This window comes from Lysobacter luteus (assembly GCF_907164845.1).
GTDB lineage: Bacteria > Pseudomonadota > Gammaproteobacteria > Xanthomonadales > Xanthomonadaceae > Novilysobacter > Novilysobacter luteus.
In genome coordinates, this window is sequence record NZ_OU015430.1 from 2,310,389 (window position 1) to 2,330,374 (window position 19,986).

19 protein-coding genes and 1 tRNA gene are annotated in these 19,986 nt (G+C 69.7%); 2 read left to right on the top strand and 18 right to left on the bottom strand.

The features are described 5' to 3' along the window. Positions 1-22: 22 nt before the first annotated feature. Positions 23-4,009 (bottom strand): ATP-dependent RNA helicase HrpA, encoded by a 3,987-nt coding sequence (gene hrpA / locus KOD61_RS10900; RefSeq protein WP_215218690.1) that lies wholly within the window; start codon positions 4,007-4,009, stop codon positions 23-25. Between the two features lie 87 nt (positions 4,010-4,096). Here hrpA and KOD61_RS10905 point away from each other — a divergent pair, with 87 nt between their 5' ends. Together KOD61_RS10905 and recQ are read left to right on the top strand one after the other, a co-directional pair. Then, entirely contained in the window at positions 4,097-4,687 is a 591-nt protein-coding gene (locus tag KOD61_RS10905) for a Dps family protein (protein ID WP_215218691.1), read from the top strand. A 163-nt stretch (positions 4,688-4,850) separates the two neighbouring features. Further along, positions 4,851-6,668 (top strand): DNA helicase RecQ, encoded by a 1,818-nt coding sequence (gene recQ, locus KOD61_RS10910; protein WP_215218692.1) that lies wholly within the window; start codon positions 4,851-4,853, stop codon positions 6,666-6,668. A gap of 48 nt (positions 6,669-6,716) precedes the next feature. Here the strand turns inward: recQ and KOD61_RS10915 are convergent. The 17 genes from KOD61_RS10915 to KOD61_RS10995 form a co-directional block, all read right to left on the bottom strand. Then, positions 6,717-6,792, bottom strand: a tRNA-Lys gene (locus tag KOD61_RS10915). 32 nt (positions 6,793-6,824) lie between these two features. Further along, positions 6,825-7,502, bottom strand: a complete 678-nt coding sequence (gene queC / locus KOD61_RS10920) for a 7-cyano-7-deazaguanine synthase QueC (protein ID WP_215218693.1) — start codon at positions 7,500-7,502, stop codon at positions 6,825-6,827. A gap of 1 nt (position 7,503) precedes the next feature. Further along, a complete protein-coding gene (gene queE, locus KOD61_RS10925; RefSeq protein WP_215218694.1) occupies positions 7,504-8,181 on the bottom strand; it encodes a 7-carboxy-7-deazaguanine synthase QueE in 678 nt (225 codons plus the stop codon). A gap of 64 nt (positions 8,182-8,245) precedes the next feature. Next, the gene (gene ybgF / locus KOD61_RS10930; RefSeq protein ID WP_215218695.1) at positions 8,246-9,079 is read right to left on the bottom strand and encodes a tol-pal system protein YbgF; all 834 of its coding nucleotides are present in this window, start codon (positions 9,077-9,079) and stop codon (positions 8,246-8,248) included. A gap of 14 nt (positions 9,080-9,093) precedes the next feature. Then, on the bottom strand, positions 9,094-9,603 hold the full coding sequence (gene pal, locus KOD61_RS10935) for a peptidoglycan-associated lipoprotein Pal (protein ID WP_215218696.1): 510 nt from the start codon (positions 9,601-9,603) through the stop codon (positions 9,094-9,096). 95 nt (positions 9,604-9,698) lie between these two features. Beyond that, the gene (gene tolB / locus KOD61_RS10940) at positions 9,699-11,054 is read right to left on the bottom strand and encodes a Tol-Pal system beta propeller repeat protein TolB (RefSeq protein ID WP_407074541.1); all 1,356 of its coding nucleotides are present in this window, start codon (positions 11,052-11,054) and stop codon (positions 9,699-9,701) included. A gap of 94 nt (positions 11,055-11,148) precedes the next feature. Further along, a complete protein-coding gene (locus KOD61_RS10945) occupies positions 11,149-12,114 on the bottom strand; it encodes a cell envelope integrity protein TolA (protein WP_251370581.1) in 966 nt (321 codons plus the stop codon). Beyond that, on the bottom strand, positions 12,111-12,551 hold the full coding sequence (gene tolR, locus KOD61_RS10950) for a protein TolR (RefSeq protein WP_215220387.1): 441 nt from the start codon (positions 12,549-12,551) through the stop codon (positions 12,111-12,113). The genes KOD61_RS10945 and tolR overlap by 4 nt, the downstream gene beginning before the upstream one ends. A 5-nt stretch (positions 12,552-12,556) precedes the next feature. Beyond that, the gene (tolQ, locus tag KOD61_RS10955; RefSeq protein WP_215218697.1) at positions 12,557-13,342 is read right to left on the bottom strand and encodes a protein TolQ; all 786 of its coding nucleotides are present in this window, start codon (positions 13,340-13,342) and stop codon (positions 12,557-12,559) included. A gap of 91 nt (positions 13,343-13,433) precedes the next feature. Further along, complete coding sequence (gene ybgC, locus KOD61_RS10960; protein ID WP_215218698.1) at positions 13,434-13,853, bottom strand: tol-pal system-associated acyl-CoA thioesterase; 420 nt, start codon at positions 13,851-13,853, stop codon at positions 13,434-13,436. Then, positions 13,846-14,883, bottom strand: a complete 1,038-nt coding sequence (gene ruvB, locus KOD61_RS10965) for a Holliday junction branch migration DNA helicase RuvB (protein WP_215218699.1) — start codon at positions 14,881-14,883, stop codon at positions 13,846-13,848. Before ruvB ends, ybgC begins: the two co-directional genes overlap by 8 nt. Positions 14,884-14,934: 51 nt before the next feature. Then, complete coding sequence (locus KOD61_RS10970) at positions 14,935-16,851, bottom strand: potassium transporter Kup (protein ID WP_215218700.1); 1,917 nt, start codon at positions 16,849-16,851, stop codon at positions 14,935-14,937. A gap of 28 nt (positions 16,852-16,879) precedes the next feature. Further along, positions 16,880-17,473, bottom strand: coding sequence for a Holliday junction branch migration protein RuvA (gene ruvA / locus KOD61_RS10975; RefSeq protein ID WP_215218701.1), 594 nt, complete (start codon positions 17,471-17,473; stop codon positions 16,880-16,882). After that, entirely contained in the window at positions 17,470-17,997 is a 528-nt protein-coding gene (gene ruvC, locus KOD61_RS10980) for a crossover junction endodeoxyribonuclease RuvC (protein ID WP_215218702.1), read from the bottom strand. Before ruvC ends, ruvA begins: the two co-directional genes overlap by 4 nt. A gap of 17 nt (positions 17,998-18,014) precedes the next feature. Further along, positions 18,015-18,746: a YebC/PmpR family DNA-binding transcriptional regulator gene (locus KOD61_RS10985; RefSeq protein WP_215218703.1), complete on the bottom strand. Its 732-nt coding sequence runs from the start codon at positions 18,744-18,746 to the stop codon at positions 18,015-18,017. Between the two features lie 87 nt (positions 18,747-18,833). Then, the gene (locus KOD61_RS10990) at positions 18,834-19,448 is read right to left on the bottom strand and encodes an esterase/lipase family protein (protein WP_215218704.1); all 615 of its coding nucleotides are present in this window, start codon (positions 19,446-19,448) and stop codon (positions 18,834-18,836) included. Further along, the gene (locus KOD61_RS10995; protein WP_215218705.1) at positions 19,445-19,981 is read right to left on the bottom strand and encodes a GNAT family N-acetyltransferase; all 537 of its coding nucleotides are present in this window, start codon (positions 19,979-19,981) and stop codon (positions 19,445-19,447) included. Before KOD61_RS10995 ends, KOD61_RS10990 begins: the two co-directional genes overlap by 4 nt. Positions 19,982-19,986 lie beyond the last annotated feature (5 nt).

Below are 19,986 nucleotides of genomic sequence, written 5' to 3' on the forward strand. Positions count from 1 at the left end.
GACACGCGTCAGCTGTCGCGTATCAACCGATCCGCGCCAGCCGCGTCGCCAGTTTTTTCGGTGAGACCCCGCGCGCACCGAGTTCCTGCGCGAACAGGGAGACGCGCAGCTCCTCGAGCTCCCAGCGCAGCGCCTGCCACTCCGGGGCGTCGGCTTCGCCGCGTGCACCGGCCGCGGCCAGCGCGTCCACGAACGGCTTGAGCTCCAGCATCCGTGCCTGGTCGCGGGTCGGGTCGCGCAGCGCCCTTTCGCCGCGCAGTGCCAGTGCCTTCAGATAGCGCGGGTAGCCGGCGAGCGCCGAGGCCGGCACGTCGCGCAGGAACCCGGGCGGCGTCAGCGCCGCGAGGTGCGCGCGCATGTCGTCCAGGTTGCCGCTGGCCCAGCCCATCAGGGGCGACTCCAGCTTGCCCCGCGCCTCGGCTACCGCGGCGAGGATGGTCTCGGCCTGGTGCAAGCGTTCCATCGACTCGGGGAAGAGCTGCCGCGCGACCGCGTCGCGCCGCGCCACGAAGGCCTCCGCGTCCCGGATGTCGCCAAGCCCGTCGGCCACCAGCGATGCGAACGCGCCGTCGACGATGTCGCCCCGGAGGCGGTCGCCATCGCGTTCGCCGGTTTGCCTCGGCGCGGCCGATTCGATCGCCGCGTACAGCAGGCCGGTCCTGGGCGAGACCGGCAACTGCTTGCGGGCCTGCTTGCGCTTGTCGGCCAGCGCCAGCCACAGCAACCGGCGCACGCCGCGGGGATGGTGGCGCAACGCGGTGTCGCGCTCGGCATGCACCTGCAACGAGACGCTGTCCCCATCGTCGTGCAGTGCCGGGTAGGCCGGCACGCCGGCGGCACCGGGCACGCTGGCCGGGATCGGCGTGTCGGGGAATTCGACCAGCCCGCGCTGGCCCATGCCGTCAGCCGCATGGGCCGCGAATGCACGCGCGGCCCGCTCGCCGAAGCGTGCCCGCAGGTCATCCAGGTCGCGCGATTCGGCCAGCACCGTACGGCCGTCACGGTCATGCAGGCGCAGGTTGGCACGCAGGTGCGGCTCCAGTGCTGCCTCGTCGAAATCGACACCCGCGACCTCGGCGCCGGTGACCTTGTGCAGGAAGCGCGCCAGCGTGCCGGTGAAGGTGTCGGCCTCCGGCCCGGGGTGCGCCTCGGCAAACGCACGGGCGAAGTCCGGCGCGGGCACGAAGTTGCGCCGCTGCGCCTTGGGCAGCGACTTGATCAGCGCCGCCGCCTTGTTGGCGACGAAGCCCGGCGCGAGCCAGCCCAGCCGGACCGGGTCGAGCGCGTTGAGCAGGTGCAGCGGCACCGCGACGGTCATGCCGTCGTCCGGCGCGCCGGGGTCGAAGCGGTACTTCACCGCGAGCCGCGCGTCGCCCAGGCCGATCACCGGCGGGAACCGCGACGCGTCGGTCTCGTCGCCGATCAGCAGGTCCTCGAGCGACCATTCCAGCGCGGACTTCGACGGCGGCGGCAGCTTGTTGAACCAGGCGTCCAGCGCCTGCGCGTTGTGCACGTGCGGCGGCAGCCGGTCCAAATACCAGCGCGCCATCCAGTCCTCGTCGACCACGATGCCGGCGCGGCGCTGTTTGGCTTCCTCCTCCCGCGCCTTCTCCAGCGTCGCCAGGTTGCGCTTGAGGAACACCGCGCGGGTGTTGATCTCGCCGGTGACCAACGCGTCGCGGGCGAAGATCGCCCGGCTCTCCTCGGGGTACAGGCCGCCGTAGTGGATCGGGCGCTTGGGCGCGAGCACCAGCCCGAACAGGCTGACCTGCTCGCTGCCGAGCACGCGACCCTGCGCACGCGACCAGCGCGGGTCGAAGTGACGGCGGGCGAGCAGGTGCGGCAGCTCGTCGATCGCCCATTGCGGCTCGATCGCGGCGTTGGTCATCGCCCAGACCTTCTCGGTGTCGAGCAGCGTGGCCGACAGCACCCACGGCGGCGGCTTGCGGATCAGCCAGGAGCCCGGAAACAGCCCGAACCGGCGCCCACGCGGGCCCTCGTAGACCGCCGCCGGCCGGCGCTCACCCGGGTTCTTCTCGCCCGGCTTCTTCTCGGGGCCCGGTTGACGGTGGCCGATCTGGGTCGGCAACCCGGCTATCAATGCGCGGTGCAGGTTGGCGAACGCACCGGCATCGAGCTCGGCCAGCGGCGGCCCCTGCTGCCAGCCGAGGTCATCCGCCATCAGCTTGAGCTGGCGGTGCAGCTCACGCCATTCGCGCATGCGCAGGAAGCCGAGGAAGTGCTTCTCGCACCAGCGGCGCAACTGCGACTGGGTCAGCTCCTCGTGCGCGTCCTGGTAGGCGGTCCAGAGCTTCAGCGTGCCGACGAACTCCGAGCTGTAGTCGACGAAATGGGCGTGGGCATTGTCGGCCGCGGCGCGCTGGTCCGCGGGCCGCTCGCGGGGGTCCTGGATGCCGAGGAACGAGGCGATCACCAGCATCTCGCGCAGGCAGCCCCGCGCATTGGCGGCGACCAGCATGCGGGCGAGCTTCACGTCGACCGGCATGCGTGCCATCAGCCGGCCGGTCGCGGTCATCGTGCGGGATTCGTCGACCGCGCCCAGTTCGGCCAACTGCTGCCAGCCGTCGGCGATCGCGCGCGGGTCCGGTGGCTCCAGGAAGGGGAAGCGCTCGATGTCGCCCAGGCCGAGTGCCAGCATCCGCAGGATCACCCCGGCCAGCGCGGCGCGGCGGATCTCGGGGTCGGTGTACTCGGGCCGCGACTGGAAGTCGGCCTCGCTGTAGAGGCGGTAGCAGGTGCCCTCCGACACGCGCCCGCAACGTCCCTTGCGCTGGTTGGCACTGGCCTGGCTGATCGGTTCGATGTGCAGCCGGTCGAGCTTGCCGCGCGGGCTGTAGCGCTTGACCCGCGCCAACCCGGGATCGACCACGTAGCGGATACGCGGCACCGTCAGCGAGGTCTCGGCGACGTTGGTCGCCAGCACGATGCGGCGCTGCGGGCCGGGGTTGAAAACGCGATCCTGGTCGCGCACCGACAGGCGTGCGTACAGCGGCAGTACTTCGGTGTGGCGGTACTTGCGACGCTCCAGAGCCTGGTGGGCGTCGCGGATCTCGCGCTCGCCGGGCAGGAACACCAGCACATCGCCACGGGGGTCTTCCCGGTTGATCTCGTCGCACGCGGCCACGATCGCGTCGTTGACCGTGCGCTCCCCTTCGCGGTCGCCCTCGCCTTCCAGCGGCCGGTAGCGCACTTCAACGGGGTAGCTGCGGCCTTCGACCTCGACCACCGGGGCATCGTCGAAGTGTGTGGCGAAGCGTGCGGTGTCGATCGTCGCCGAGGTGACGATGACCTTGAGGTCACGGCGCTTTTGCAGCAGCTGCTTGAGGTAGCCGAGCAGGAAGTCGATGTTGAGGCTGCGTTCGTGCGCCTCGTCGATCAGGATCGTGTCGTAGCGCGACAGCCAGCGGTCGGACTGGATCTCGGCCAGCAGGATGCCGTCGGTCATGAACTTGACCGCGGTCTGCTCGCCGACGTTCTCGTTGAACCGGACCTGGTAGCCCACTGCCCCGCCCAGCGGCGTCTGCAGTTCCTCGGCCACGCGTTTGGCGACCGCCCGCGCGGCGATCCGGCGCGGCTGGGTGCAGCCGATCATGCCCGCCGCCCCACGGCCGGCGGCCAGGCACAGCTTGGGGATCTGGGTGGTCTTGCCCGAACCGGTCTCGCCGGCGATCACCACGACCGGGTGCGCCCGGATCAGCTCGACGATGCGGTCGGCCTCGGCCGCGATCGGCAGGGACGGATCGACCGGCGCCGCAGGCAGGTTGGCCGCCCGCGACTCGCGCCGCACCACCGACTCGGCCAGCGCCCGCTCGAACGCAGCCTGCGCCTCGGCGTCGTCGGGACGGCCGCGCCAGCGCGACCACAGCCCGTGCAGCCGGCCACGATCACGGCTCAGGCCACGGTCGATCGCCTCGCGCGCCTGCCGCAACGCGGGCGACAGCGGCGGGCGCCGTGACGTGGTCTTAGCGGGCGGATCCTTAGGATTCATTGATTCGTTCGTGTCCGGACAAAACGTTCCACACCATTGCCTGCGCGCCCATTGTCGCTGCAGGCGACTATCCGAAGGAGATCACCGATGGCCAAGACCCGATCCACTGCCAAACCCGCGAAGGCGGCCAAGACCACCAAGACCACTCGCCCTGCCACCGTCGCCAGGCCGGCCGCCTCGCCGGGCTCCGGATCGAGCGCTCCGGCGATCGATATCGGGATAGGCGACCGCGATCGCAAGAACATCGCGACCGGTCTGGCGGGTTTCCTCGCCGACGCCTACACGCTGTACCTCAAGACCCACAACTTCCACTGGAACGTCACCGGGCCGATGTTCAACGCCCTGCACGTGATGTTCGAGACCCAGTACACCGAGCAGTGGACGGCACTCGACGAGATCGCCGAGCGGATCCGCGCCCTGGGCTTCAACGCGCCGGGTTCGTACGCCGAGTTCACCCGCCTGACCACGATCCCCGAGGAACCCGGACTGGAGGATGCCGCGGATTGGCGCGAGATGGTGCGGCAGCTGGTGGTCGGCAACGAGGCCGTCTGCCGGACTGCGCGCAAGGTGCTGAAGACCGCCGACGACGCCGGCGACGACCCGACCGTCGACCTGCTGACCCAGCGCCTGCAGACCCACGAGAAATACGCCTGGATGCTGCGCTCGCTGTTGCAGTAGGCGCAGGCACCTGCGTAGCACTGACAACCCCGGGCAGGTCCCGGGGTTTGTTTTTCCGGCCGCCTGTCCGGCAGGCGCGCAGCGACCCGGCTCGTCCTTTTCCGACCCGGTGGCGGGCGCCGCTCGGCAGGCGGCGAGACCACCGCTTGCTACCCTGACGCGCATGGAAAACGCCGCGCTCGAACTGCTCCGCACCACCTTCGGCCACCCCGGTTTCCGCGGCGAGCAGGCCGAGATCGTCGCGTGCGTGGCCGGCGGCAACGACGCGCTCGTGCTGATGCCCACCGGCGGCGGCAAGTCCCTGTGCTACCAGTTGCCGGCCCTGCTGCGCGACGGCTGCGGGATCGTCGTTTCGCCGTTGATCGCGTTGATGCAGGACCAGGTGGAAGCGCTACGCCAGCTCGGCGTCCGCGCGGCGTGCCTCAATTCCAGCCTCGACGCCGGTGCCGCGGCCGAGGTCGAGCGCGACCTGCTGGCCGGCGACCTCGACCTGCTGTACGTCGCCCCGGAGCGGCTCCTGACCGGGCGCTTCCTGCACCTGCTCGAGCGCGCGCATGCCAGCCACGGCATCGCCCTGTTCGCGATCGACGAGGCGCACTGCGTATCCCATTGGGGCCACGACTTCCGGCCCGAGTACCGCCAGCTGACGATCCTCCACGAGCGCTGGCCGGACGTGCCGCGGATCGCGCTGACCGCGACGGCCGACGCCCCCACCCGTCGCGAGATCGCCGAACGGCTCGCGCTCGAGGATGCCCGCCGTTTCGTCAGCTCGTTCGACCGGCCCAACATCCGCTACCGGGTGGTCCAGAAGGACGGCAAAGGCAGCCGCGCGCTGCTTGATTTCATCGCAGGCCACAAGGGCGAGAGCGGCATCGTCTACGCGTTCTCGCGCAAGCGCGTCGAGAAGGTCGCCGAACAGCTGCAGCTCGCCGGCATCGACGCCCTGCCCTACCACGCTGGCATGCCCAACGAGCAGCGCGCGGCCAACCAGCGCCGCTTCCTGCAGGCCGACGGCGTGGTGATGGTGGCGACGATCGCGTTCGGCATGGGCATCGACAAGCCCGACGTGCGCTTTGTCGCCCACGTCGACCTGCCCAAGTCCATCGAGGGCTACTACCAGGAAACCGGACGCGCCGGCCGCGACGGCGAGCCAGCCGAGGCCTGGCTCAGCTATGGCCTGGGCGACGTGGTCAACCTGCGCCAGCTGATCAACCAGGGCGAGGCCGGCGAGGAGCGCAAGCAGCTGGAGGTCCGCAAGCTCGATGCACTGCTTGGATATTGCGAATCCACTGACTGCCGGCGCCAGGCCCTGCTGGGCTGGTTCGGCGAGGCCCACGAGGGCCACTGCGGCAACTGCGACAACTGCATCGATCCGCCCGAGAGCTGGGACGGCACCGAGGCCGCGCGCAAGGCGCTGAGTTGCGTGTACCGCAGCGGCCAGAGGTTCGGTGCCGGCCACCTGATCGACATCCTGCGCGGAGTGGCCACCGACAAGGTCCAGCGTTTCGGCCATGGGCAGCTGAGTACCTGGGGCATCGGCGCGGACCTCGACGTGCGGCAGTGGAGCGGCGTGTTCCGGCAACTGGTCGCGGCCGGCCTGCTGGAAGCCGACGTCGATCGCCACAACGCGCTGCGCCTGACCGCGCTGGCCACCCCGGTGCTGCGTGGCGAGCGCACCCTGCGCTTCCGCAAGGACGCGCCCCGATCCACGCGACGACGCGAACGCGCCGGCGCCGCGCCGATGATCGAACTCGCCCCGGAGGCCGCGCTGCGCTTCGACGCCCTGCGCGAGTGGCGCGCCACCACCGCGCGCGAACAGAACGTGCCCGCCTACGTGATCTTCCACGACGCCACGCTGCGCGCGATCGCCGCGGCCGACCCGGGGGACCTGGACGACCTGGCCGGCATCGCCGGCATCGGCGGGACCAAGCTCGAGCGCTACGGCGAGGCCGTGCTGCAGCAGCTGTTCGACGTCGCCTGAGTAGCGGCTGGAAACGAAAAACCCCGCCGTGGCGGGGCTTCGGGACAGTGGTGGGTCGTGATGGATTCGAACCATCGACCAGCGGATTAAAAGTCCGATGCTCTACCGACTGAGCTAACGACCCGCTGTCCGCCCGGCAGCGCCGGGTCGGCAATTCTAACGCATGTAACGGGTGGGGTCGGCGATGCCGGCGGCGGCAAAACCTTCGGCGCGCAGCCGGCACGCGTCGCAATGCCCGCACGCGCGCCCGTCCGCGTCGGCCTTGTAGCACGACACGGTCTGGCCGAAGTCCACGCCGAGGCGCACTCCCTCGCGGGCGATCGCGGCCTTGCTCATGTGCTGCAATGGCGCGTGCACGCGGATGCCGGCACCCTCCACCCCCGCCTTGGTGGCGAGGTTGGCGAGCCGCTCGAATGCTTCGATGAACGCCGGCCGGCAGTCCGGATACCCCGAGTAGTCGACCGCGTTGACGCCGCAGAAGATGTCCGCCGCGCCCAGGACCTCGGCCCAGCCGAGCGCGACCGACAGCATGATCGTGTTGCGTGCCGGGACGTAGGTCACCGGGATCTCGTCGGCGCCGGCGACATGGTCCAGCGGCACGTCGATGTCGTCGGTGAGCGCGGACCCGCCAATGCTGCGCAGGTCGACGTTGACGGTCTTGTGGGCCACCGCCCCCAACGCCGTCGCGACCCGGTCGGCCGCCTCCAGCTCGGACGTGTGGCGCTGCCCGTAGCGCACGCTCAAGGCGTGCACGGCAAACCCCTGCTCGCGGGCGATGGCCAGCACGACGGCGGAGTCCATGCCCCCGGACACGAGGACGACGGCGTTCTTCATTTCAGCGCCCCGGCTCGTCGTCCCACAGGACCTTGTGCAACTGCATCTGGAAGCGGACCGGCAGGCGGTCGGCGACGATCCAGTCGGCCAGCTCGCGCGGACGCACCTGGCTGAAACTCGGCGACATCAGCACTTCGCAGCGCTCGACCAGCCGGTGCTCGGCGATGACTGCCTTCGCCCAGTCGTAGTCCTCGCGCGAGCAGACCACGAACTTCACCTGGTCGTTGGGCGTCAACTGCGCGATGTTGGACCACAGGTTGCGTTCCACCTCGGCCGAACCCGGTGTCTTGATGTCGAGCACGCGGGAGACGCGCAGGTCCACGGGCGCGATGTCGATCGAACCGGAGGTTTCCAGCGACACCTCGTAGCCGGCGTCGCAAAGGCGCTCCAGCAGGCCGATGCAGCGCTTTTGTGCCAACGGCTCGCCACCCGTCACGCAGACGTGCCGGACCCCGTGGCGGGCGACCTCGGCCAGGATGCCGTCGAAGTCCCACCACTCGCCGCCATGGAAGGCGTAAGCGGTGTCGCAGTACTGGCAGCGCAGCGGGCAGCCGGTCAGGCGCACGAAAACGGTCGGCCAGCCGATGCTGCGCGATTCGCCTTGCAGGGACAGGAAGATTTCGGTCAGCCGCAGTCGCTCGGGCGAGGTCGCGGCCGCCTCGGGGACTACGGCGTTCATGCCGTCATTTTAGACCGGATGGCGGTATCCGGGACCCTATGGCCGGTTTGCGTTGGCGCTGTGCTCAGCGCAGGCGGCCGAGCTGGATCGCGCCGAGGCGGTCGCTGGCGACCCGCGCGGCATCGGTGCCGGGGTAGCGGCTGGCCACCTCGGCCAGGGTGCGCTCGGCGTCGTCGAGACGGTCGAGCCCCTGCTGCGACAGCCCGACCTTGAGCATCGCGCCCGGCGCCTTGTCATGCGTCGGGTAACGCTGCATCAACGCTTCGAACTGCTCCAGCGCGAGCTTGTAGTTCTGGGTGACGTAGTAGCTCTCGCCAAGCCAGTAGAGCGCGTTGGGGGCATAGGCACCGCCGGGGAAGCGGCCGAGGAAGGCATGGAACAGGCGCGCCGATTCGGCGTACTCGCCGTTCTTGAGCGCGTCGAACGCGATGTCGTAGGCCTCGCGCTCGCCCTCCAGCTGGTCGAGCTTGCCGGGGTCGCCGTAGATCGTCGGCCCGGCGCCGGCTTCCACGGTCGGTTCGACCGCCGGGCGGGCGGCGGCGAGCGCCGGGTCGGCGACCTCCGCCGGTGTCGATGCGTCCAGCGCGGGCGTGCCTGCGCCGCCATCGAGCCGGTTGATCCTGCCGTCCAGGTCCAGGTACTGGGCCCGCGCGCTGGATTTGAGTTGTTCCTGTTCGTGGCCCAGCTGCTCGACCTGCGAGCGCAGCGCGACCACTTCTTCCTTCAGCAGGTTGACTTGGCGCAACAGGTCGACCGAGACCTGGTTGTTGCCTGCCTGCTGCTCGAGCCGGGTGACCCGCTCGGCCAGGCTCATACGCTGGGCCGAGGCGGGTGCGGCGGCCACGAGGGCCGCCGCAACCAGCGATGTCGCAATAAGCGTTTTGTGGATATTGCGCATCTGGCAGTGCCTTCTTACTTCGCGGTGTAGATGATCTCGACGCGACGGTTGCGGGCCCAGCACTCGTCGTTGGACGCGGTGCAGGTCGGGCGCTCTTCGCCGTAGCTGTTGGTGATGATCTGCGCGCCCGAGCCGCCGTTGGCCTGGATCGCCGAGGACACGGCCAGGCCGCGACGCTCGCCCAGGCCCATGTTGTACTCGCGGCTGCCGCGTTCGTCGGCGTGGCCTTCCAGGGTCATGCGCGAGGTCGGGCGGTCACGCAGGTACTTGGCGTGGCAGCCGACGACGGCCTGGAACTCCGGACGCAGCACGTCCTGGTCAAAGTCGAAGTACACCACGCGCTGCCGCAGGCAGGCATCGGTATCCAGGTCGGCCGGGGTGTACGCGCCCGGGGTGGTCGGCGTCTGGGTGACCGGGGCGGGGGTGGTATCGACCGGCGGCGGGGTTTCCTTGACCTTCTTGGAGCAGCCGATCGCCGCGGTGCACAGCAGGGCGGCCATCAGAACGCGCGTGGTGTTGTTCATCGTCAAATCCTCGTCTTGGCTGAACTTCTTGGCTGAACTTCTGGAACAGTGACACGGAGAAAAACCGGAACAACGCCGTGTGATCACTACGGCGCCTAGGGCGTGCGGAACGGCCCCCATGCCGGCTCGCGGACATCGCCGCCGGCAAGCACCAGGCGCTGGCGCACCCGGCCGTCGGCCGACACCGCATACAGCACCCCGCGGCCGCCTTCACGCGCAGCATAGATGATCATCGCGCCATTCGGGGCGAAGCTCGGGGACTCGTCGAGGGAACCGGGCGAAAGCGTGGTCCAGCGCGCCGACCCCAGGCTGCGGTCCATCACGGCGATGCGGTAGGTATTGCCCGCGCCCTGCGCGGTGGCGATCTTCTGGCCGTCGGGCGAGACGCTGGCGCTGGCGTTGTAGTTGCCCTGGAAGCTCACGCGGCTGGCGCTGCCACCGCCGGCCGGCACCTGGTAGATCTGCGGCTGGCCGCCGCGGTCGGACGTGAAGTACAGGGTGCCGCCGTCGGCGCTCCACGTCGGCTCGGTGTCGATGCCGAAATGGTTGGTGACCTGGGTCAGCGCCTTGCTGCCGAGGTTCATCACGTAGATCTCGGGGTTTCCGCTGCGCGACAGGGTCATCGCCATGCGGCCGCCGTCGGGGGAGAACGCCGGCGCGCTGTTGATGCCGCGGAACTTGGCGACCAGTTGGCGACTGCCGGTGCTGATGTCCTGGATGTAGATCGACGAGCTGCCGCCTTCGAAGCTGACGTAGGCCAGGCGGTTGCCGTCGGGGCTCCACGACGGCGACAGCAGCGGCTCCGACGAGGTCACAACAGTCTGCGGGTTGAACCCGTCCGAATCGGCGACCACCAGCGCGTAGCTCGCATCGCGGCCGACACCGGTGGCGGTGATGTAGGCGATCCGGGTGAAGAACGCGCCCTTCACTCCGAGGATCTTCTCGTAGATCGCATCGGCGATCTGGTGGGCGACATCGCGCATCGCGTTGCTGCGCGCGGTCAGCGCGAAGCCGAGCAGGCGTTGCTGGGTGGCCACGTCGAACAGCTCGTACTCGACCCGGTAGGCACCGCTCCCGCCGTCGACCACGCGGCCGACCACCAGGTAATCCTGGTTGAGCGCGCGCCACGTCGGGTAGTTGACCTCGTTGCCCCGGGTCGGGCGCTCGACCAGGTCACCCTCGGGCAGGCTGCGGAACTGGCCGGACCGGTTGAGGTCGGCCGCGATCACCGCGGCGACGTCGGTGTCGGGGGCGGCGGCGCCGCCCTGGTAGGGCATCGGCACCACGGCAATTGGCAGTGCGGCCGCGTTGCCGCCGACGATGTCCAGTTCCAGTCCCTGTTGCTGGGCCGAAGCGGCGAACGGCAGCAGCAGGGCGAGCAACACAGCGGACATCGCCGCGGACCTCGCGAACCAGCGGCGGGGGGAGTACCAGCGGGGGAGTTTTTTCATCAGCAGGTCCTGACAGCAAGGCTGAAGTCTTAACAGCATGCGTGTGAACGCTTTCTCAAAGCTGAACGCGCGAATCGGCAGTGTCTCAAGGCGCTCAGCGGTCCTGGGCGACGAAGTTGAGCTCCAGCGTCCGCGCGAACACCGGCTCGAATCCGGCGTAGGGCAACGGCTGCGCCTTGAGCACGGCGGCCTCAATCGAACGACGGCCCAGCTCGTCATAGGCGCAGGGCGAGGCGACTTCGGCATCCATGACCTCGCCACCGGGCAGCTGGCGGATGATCAGCTTGCAGCGCGCACCTAGTGGCACGGTTTCGGGGCGGGTCCACTTGGCCAGGATGGCTTCGGTCAGCGCCGCGGCGTACCGCGCCTTCAGGCCGGTGTCGACGCCGTTGTTGCCGGCGGGAGCGCTGGCGGCGCTCGACGAGGAATCCGTATTGCTGGCGGCCTGCGCGTCGGCGATCTGCTTGAGTTTCTGCGCCGCCAGCTCCGCCTCGCGCGCCGCGGCCGCCCGCTTGCGGCGGATCTCGGCCAGTTTTTCCTCGCGCTCCTGGGCTTCGGCGGCGAGCCGGCGCTTGCGCTCGGCCTCCTCCTGGCGCTTCTTCTCGGTGAGGTCGACCTGCGCCTGCCGGCGCTTCTCCTCCTGCAGCTTTTCCTCGTCGGTGGGCGTCGGTGTCGGCACATCGACGACCTCGTCCTGTTCGACGGTATCGGGCACCGGGATGAAATCCTGGGCCTGCTGCTGGGGCGGCGTCGGCGCGTCCTGCGGGACCGGCTCGGGGAGCGGCTGCGGCGGTGGCGCGGCGTCCTCTTCGACCGGTTCGGGCAACGGCTCGGGTTCCGGCCGGGCAATCGGCTCGGGGCGGTCGCTGAGCGCTTGCCGCATCGACTGCGACAGCGCGTCGGCGTCCACCAGGGTGGCCTCCACCGGGGCGCCCGCGGCACTGGTCGGCGCCGCGGTACGGGTCCACCACAGCCCGGCGAACATCAGCCCGAACAGCAGCATGTGCAGCCCGATGGCGAGCAGCATCGCCTGCCGGGTATCGGCGCGGGTTTCCCTCACTGCTGCACGGCCTCCGACGGCGCGCTCATCAGCCCCACCCGGGGCACGTCGGCGTTCTGCAGCAGCACCATCGCCCGCAGGACCACCTCGTAGTTGGCGTCCCGGTCGCCGGCGACGTACACCGGCACGTCCGGGTTCTGCCGCACGAACGCGGCGACCTTCGCCTCCAGCGCCTCGGCCGACAGCGCCTCCTGCTCGCCGCCCTGCACGGCAAGGAAGTAGTTGCCGTCCTTGTCCACGCTGACGATCACCGGATCCTTGTCCTGCGAGATGGTCTTCGCGTTCGAACGCGGCAGTTCGATGTCCACGCCGAGGTTGAGCAGCGGCGCGGTCACCATGAAGATGATCAGCAGCACCAGCATCACGTCGATGTACGGCACGACGTTGATCTCTGCCTTGAGCCGGCGCTTGCGGATGCGGCGGCCGTTGGAGGTCATGGCCATCAGGCCTCCTGGTGGTATTGACGCTCGAGGATCGAGGAGAACTCCTCGGAGAAGGCGTCGTAGCGGACCGCGATCCGCTCGACCTTGGTCGCGTAGCGGTTGTAGGCCCAGACCGCCGGGATGGCGGCGAACAGGCCCATCGCGGTCGCGATCAGCGCCTCGGAGATGCCGGGCGCGACGGTCGCGATGGTCGCTTCCTGCACGTTGGCCAGGCCCTGGAACGAAATCATGATCCCCCAGACGGTGCCGAACAGGCCGACGTACGGGGCGATCGAACCGACGTTGGCGAGGAACTCGAGGTTGTGCTCCAGGCCGTCGAGCTCGCGCGCGGTGGCCACGCGCATGCCACGCTGCGCACCTTCCAGCTGCATGCGGCTGTCGGCCACGCGGCGCTGGCGCGAGAACTCGCGGAAGCCCGCCTCGAAGATCGACTCCATCCCGCCCACGTCACGGTTGCGCTGGCTGGCGCCGGTGTAGAGCTTGGTCAGGTCGGTACCGGACCAGAACCGTTCCTCGAAGGCCTCGGCCTCGCGCTCGGCGCGGTCGAGCACCTTTTTCTTGCGGAAGATGATCACCCACGACGCGATCGACGCGAACAGCAGCAGGATCATCACCAGCTGCACCGGCAGGCTCGCATGCAGGATCAGCTGCAGCAGGTTGAGGCTGTTGTCGCCAGTGATTGCCTCGGTCGGCAGGACCGCGGCGGCATTGCCGACGGCGGCGGTGGCGTCCTCCGGCAGCGGTTCGACGGTGGTGGCCTGCAGCGCGCTCAGCAATGGGGTCATTCGTGGTCTCCGTGCCCGGTGCCTGGGCGATGTCGTGGTTAACGTCGGTGGCGATGGAAAGGGGTGAACCGGGTGGCGCTACAACGGCGGGTCAGCGGCCTTCCAGCGCCTTCAACCCGTCCAGCAGCGGCTGCGGGATCGGTCGCGGACGGAAGCCGGCGGCATCGAGCGCAGCCACGCGCACGGTGGCGGTCAGCAGCACTTCGTCGCCGCGGCGGACGTCCTGCGCGAACACCGCGCTCGCGCGGCGGCACTCCCGCAACGACACCCCGACCTGCAGCGCGTCATCGAGCCGGGCGGGCCTGAGGAAATCGATTTGCATGGCCCGCACCGCAAACACCAGGTCGTGGTTCAGACGCAGCAGCTCCTGGCCGTAGCCCTGCGCGCGCATCCACTCGGTGCGGGCGCGCTCCAGGAACGCCAGGTACTGCGCGTGGTAGACCACGCCACCGGCGTCGGTATCCTCCCAGTAGACCCGTGTCGGCCAGCTGAACGCGAGCCCACTATTCACCGCCGGGCTCTCCGAACAGGCCGGCCGTCGCTGGCCCGGCCCTCAGGCCGAGGTGCTGGTAGGCCTTGGGCGTGGCCATCCGCCCGCGGGCGCTGCGCACCAGGAAGCCCTGCTGGATCAGGTACGGCTCGATCACGTCCTCCAGGGTGCCGCGCTCCTCGCTCAGCGCCGCCGCGAGCGATTCCACCCCGACCGGGCCGCCGTCGAAGTTGTCGATGATCGTGCGCAGCATCCGCCGGTCAAGCTCGTCGAACCCTTCCGGGTCGACCTTGAGCATCGCCATCGCCGCGTCGGCCGTCGCACGGTTGATCGAACCGTCGGCGCGGACCTGGGCGTAGTCGCGCACCCGCCGCAGCAGGCGGTTGGCGATGCGCGGGGTGCCGCGCGATCGGCGCGCGATCTCGGTGGCGCCCTCGGGCTCGCAATCGATGCCGAGAATCTGCGCCGAGCGGCGGACAATCCGGGTGAGTTCCGCGGCGCTGTAGAACTCGAGCCGCTGGACGATGCCGAAGCGGTCGCGCAGCGGCGCGGTCAGCAGGCCGGCGCGGGTGGTCGCACCGATCAGGGTGAACGGCGGCAGGTCGAGCTTGATCGAGCGGGCGGCGGGGCCCTCGCCGATCATGATGTCGATCTGGTAGTCCTCCATCGCCGGGTACAGCACCTCCTCGACCACCGGCGAGAGGCGATGGATCTCGTCGATGAACAGCACGTCGTGCGGCTGCAAGTTGGTCAGCAGCGCGGCGAGATCCCCGGCCTTCTCGATCACCGGGCCGGAGGTCTGGCGCAGGCCGACGCCGAGCTCGTTGGCGATCACGTGGCTGAGGGTGGTCTTGCCGAGCCCCGGCGGGCCGAAGATCAACACGTGGTCGAGCGCCTCACCGCGTCCGCGGGCGGCTTCGATGTAGATCTTCATCTGCTCGCGGACCGGCTGCTGGCCAAGGTATTCGTCCAGCCGCTTGGGCCGGATCGAAGCCTCGATCGCGTCGTCTTCGCGCGTCGCGTCGGCGGCAATGATGCGCTCGTCGTTCATCGGCCTATCGTCGCATGGGTGCGGCCGGAAAACGCGTGGCGCGGCCCGCGATCAGATCTCGACCTGCGAACCCAGTTCGACCAGCCGGTTGCCCGGGATCCGGAAGAACCCGGTGGCTGGCGCAGCATTGCGGTGCATGAGCGCAAACAGGCGGTCGCGCCAGACCGGCATGCCACGGCGGGCGATCGCCACCACCGTCTCGCGGCTGGCGAAATAGGTCGTGTCCATCGGGTCGAAATGGATCCCGCCGGCATCGCACGAGCGCATCAGGGCCAGCGGCACGTCGGGCGTCTCCATGAAGCCGAAGCGCACCAGCACCCGGTGGAAGTCGTTGCCGATCTCAGCGATCCGCAGGCGCTTCTCCTTCGGCGCGTACGGCACCGACAGCGTCTCCACCGTCAGGAACACGTTGCGCTCGTGCAGCACCTTGTTGTGCTTGAGGTTGTGCATCAACGCGTGCGGCACCAGCCCGGGGTCCGACGCGAGGAACACCGCCGTCCCCGGCACCCGTACCGGCGGCGCCAGCATCAGGCCGGGCAGGAAGCTGTCGAGCTGGATGCCCCCCTTCTGGATCTCGTCGCGCAGCAGTTCGCGGCCGCGGCGCCAGGTCCGCAGCAGGGTGAACAACACGATGCCCAGCGCCAGCGGGAACCAGCCGCCCTGGAGCAGCTTGGCGCCGTTGGCGATGACGAACGCGACGTCGCCGATGAAGAACAGCACGCACAGCGGCAGCACCCACCAGCGCCAGCTCGGCCACAGCGCGCGGGCCACCAGCGCCAGCAGCAGGGTGTCGATCAGCATCGTGCCCGACACCGAGATGCCGTAGGCCGTGGCCAGGTTGGACGAACTGCCGAAGCTGACCACCAGCAGGATCACCACCGCCGCCATCGCCCAGTTGACCCCGGGGATGTAGATCTGGCCGATCGTCTCGCTGGACGTGTGGCGGATGGTCATGCGCGGGATGTAGCCCAGCTGCATCGCCTGTCGCGTCACCGAGAACGCGCCGGTAATGACCGCCTGCGATGCGATCACCGTCGCCGCGGTGGCCAGCACGACCATCGGCGCCCGCGCCCACTCTGGCACGCCGATGTAGAACGGGTTTTGGACCGCGGTCGGGTCCTCCAGCACCAGCGCGCCCTGCCCGAGGTAGTTGAGCATCAGCGCCGGCAGCACGAACCAGTACCAGGCGTAGCGGATCGGCCGTGCGCCGAAGTGGCCCATGTCGGTATAGATTGCCTCGCCGCCGGTCACCGCCAGCACGACGGCGCCAAGGATGAACACGCCGTGCCAAGAGTGGGTGGCGAAGAAGTTGACCGCCCACCACGGGTTGATCGCGTAGAGCACTTCCGGTTCGTGGACGATGTTGAACACGCCCAGCGCCGCCAGCGCGAGGAACCACACGCCGGTGACCGGCCCGAACACCTTGCCGACCTTCGCCGTCCCGAAACGCTGGGTCGCGAACAGCGCCAACAAGACCAGCACGGTGAGCGGCACGATCCAGCGATCCAGCTGCGGGGCGACCACCTCCAGCCCCTCCAGTGCCGACAGCACCGAGATCGCCGGGGTGATCACGCCGTCGCCGAAGAACAGGGCGGCGCCGAACACGCCGAGGATGCCGACGCCGTAGGCCGATTTCGACCCCTTGGGCAGCGTGCGCTGGGCCAGCGCCATCAGCGCCATGATGCCGCCCTCGCCCTCGTTGTCGGCACGCATGATGATGGTCACGTACTTCAGCGTGACCACCAGCATCAGCGCCCAGAACACCAGCGAGAGGATGCCGAGCACGGTGTCGTGGTTGGCGACCAGGCCGTAGTGCGCACTGAAGGCTTCCTTCAGCGTGTACAGCGGGCTGGTGCCGATGTCGCCGAAGACGACGCCGATCGCGCCCACGACCAGCCCTGCCAGGCCGGCGCGGCCGTGCCCCTGGCCCTGCGCAGCCGACTCGCGGTTGATGGATGGCGTTGACATGGACAGGACCGGAACCGTGGCTCGCCGCTCAACGGAGCGCGGACTGTAGCGCCTTGCGAATGATGGTCGCGGCCTCGTCGCCGGCGGCGGTCGCCTCGCGCGCCATGCGGGCGGCCTCGGCCGGCTTGTAGCCCAGTTGCTGGAGGGCGATCACGGCCTCGCTCTGCGGATCGCGCGGGATGTCGCGCTGGCCCTGCAGCGGCCCCCCGCCACCGGCCAGGTCGGCGGCGCGGTCGCGCAGCTCCACCACCATCCGCTCGGCGGTCTTCTTGCCGATGCCGGGGATCCGGGTCAGCGCAGTCACGTCGCTGGCCTGCACCATCCGCGCGAATTCGTCGACGCTGACACCCGACAGCACCGCCAGCGCGATCTTCGCGCCAATGCCGGACACCTTCTGCACGTCGCGGAACAGGCGCCGCTCGGACTCGCGCAGGAAGCCGTACAGCGACACGCTGTCCTCCTTCTGCGCGTAGTGGGTGAACAGCGCCACCTCGCGACCGATGTCGGGCAGGTCGTAGAAGGTGCTCATCGGCGCCTCCAGCTCGTAGCCGACGCCATTGACGTCGACCACCAGCCACGGCGGCTGCTTGTGCACCACGATGCCTTTCAGGCGACCGATCATGTACCGCGCCTCCTCAACTGGTTGATCGCCACACCGGTGCGCATCACCGTCGCGCTCATGTGGGCATGGGTCAGTGCCACCGCCAGCGCGTCGGCCGCGTCGGCCTGCAGCCGGGCGTCAGGCAGCTTGAGCAGCAGCCGCACCATGTGCTGGACCTGGGCCTTGTCGGCGGCGCCGCCACCGACCAGCGACTGCTTGATCACGCGCGGCGCGTACTCGCTGATCGCCAGCCTGCGCCGCACCACCGTCGCCAGCGCGGCGCCGCGCGCATGCCCGAGCTTGAGCGCGGACGTCGCCGACTTGGCCATGAAGACCGTCTCGATCGCGACCTGCTGCGGCTGCCAGTCGTCGAGCACACGCTCCAGCCCCTCGCACAGCAGGCCCAGGCGCGACGGAAAGTCGGCCGCGTCGAGCAGCTTCAGCGCCTCGCAATGCACGAAGGTGCATCGCCCGTCGCCGGCTACGTCGATCACGCCGATGCCGGTCCGCTGCGAACCGGGGTCGATGCCGAGGATGCGGATCACGTCGCCAGCGTACGCCGTCAGGCGTAGGCGTCCTCGCCCAACTCGGCGTTGGAGTACACGGCCTGCACGTCGTCCAGGTCTTCCAGCCAGTCCAGCAGCTTGACCACCTGCTGGGCGGTGTCGCCCTCGACCTTGATGTCGTTGTCGGCGCGGTAACTGACCTCCCCGTGGGCCGGCACCAGGCCGGCGGCCTGCATCGCTTCGCGGACCGCCTCGAACGTGTCGGGCGCGGTCAGCACGTCGATGGAACCGTCGTCGGCGTAGACCACCACGTCGTCGGCACCGGCCTCGATCGCGGCTTCGGTGATCGCGTCCTCGTCGGCGCCGGGCGCGAAACTCAGCACGCCACGCTTGTGGAACATGAAGGCGACCGAGCCGTCGGTGCCGAGGTTTCCGCCGAACTTGCCGAACGCGTGCCGGACGTCGGCGACGGTGCGCACCTTGTTGTCGGTCAGGCAGTCGACGATCACCGCGACGCCGCCGGGGGCGTAGCCCTCGTAGCGGATCTCCTCGTACTCGACGCCTTCCAGCTCGCCGGTGGCCTTCTTGATGGCGCGCTCGATCACGTCCTTGGACATGTTGGCCGCCAGGCCCTTGTCGATCGCCGTGCGCAGCCGCGGGTTGGTGCCGGGGTCGCCGCCACTGGCGCGTGCGGCGACGCCGATCTCGCGGATGATCTTTGTGAAGATCTTGCCGCGCTTCGCGTCGCTGGCGTTCTTGCGGGCCTCGATCGACGGTCCCCTACCCATGTGGTGTCCGGCAGCTGTCAGTGAGAGGGCCGGGATTCTACGCCGTTCGGCCAGGCGGTGCCGCCGGTGCCCGGGCCGAACGCGCACTCACTGCGGATGCACGAACGAACCGTGCGCCAGGAAGTGCAGCGCCTGCCGCGAGACCTCCGGCGACAGCAGCATCCCGCTGTGGCTGACCGGCAGAACGATGTGGTCGGCCAGGCCCTCCAGCCGGGTCTCGGCGACCGCCACCGTACCGTCGCTGCGGCCCTGGAAATGCCCGAACACCTGGCCCAGCCCGAGCGCGGTGCTGCCGGCGATCATTCCCAGCTCGCCGGGCCCACGCCACGGGTCACAGCCCCGGCGCAACAGTCCGGCGCTGCGCCCGAGCGACGCCGCGCCCAGTGGCAGCCGTGCCATGCCGCCGGCCGCCGCGCTGCCGCACAGCGGCGAGCCGAGACAGACGATTCGGCCAACCGGCAGGTCGGGATTGGCCTGCAGCGCATGGACGACGACCAGCCCGCCCAGGCTGTGGGCGATGACATCGGTGGGCTCGCGCAGGTGCTCGACCAGCGCCGGCAACGCTGCCTCCGGCCCGCCGGCGACGGTCGCGTAGCTGAAGATGTGCGGCGTGCGGCCGGCCCTGCGCAGTCGCCGCGCATGCCAGGCCATCGACGCCCGGGGCATCCACAAGCCGTGCAGCAGCAGGACCCGGTCGGTCACGACTGACGCCAGTCCGCCGGACGACGCAGGATGAACTCGTGGTCGCGGACCCGCCCGACCGGGAACTCGTAGTCGCCGACATGGGTGAAGCCGTGGCGACGGTAGAAACGCTGGGCGCCGTGGTTCTGTGACCACACGCCGATCCACAGCACGCACGGGCCCTCGCGAAGCAGCCATTCCAGTGCGGTCGCGAACAGGCGCCCGCCGTTGCCCCCGTTCTGGTGCGCAGCCAGCACGTACAGCCGCTTCAGCTCGCCGTCCCCGGGCTGCACATCCGGGTGTGGCAGTCCGCACGGGCCGGCGGCCGCGTGGCCGATCGCCTCGCCGGCCTGCTCAAGCAGCCAGACCGCGTAATCCGGGTGCGCGAGGATCGTGCGCTGCCGCTCGACGCTGTAATTCCCTTCGAGGAACGCCTGCAGGTCGGCGGCCGGGTAGAGGTGGCCGAAGGTCTCGGTGAACGTGCGGGCGGCCAGCCGCGACAGCAGCCCCGCGTCGTCCGGGGTCGCGCGGCGGATCGTCGCGGGGCCGGCCATCCGTT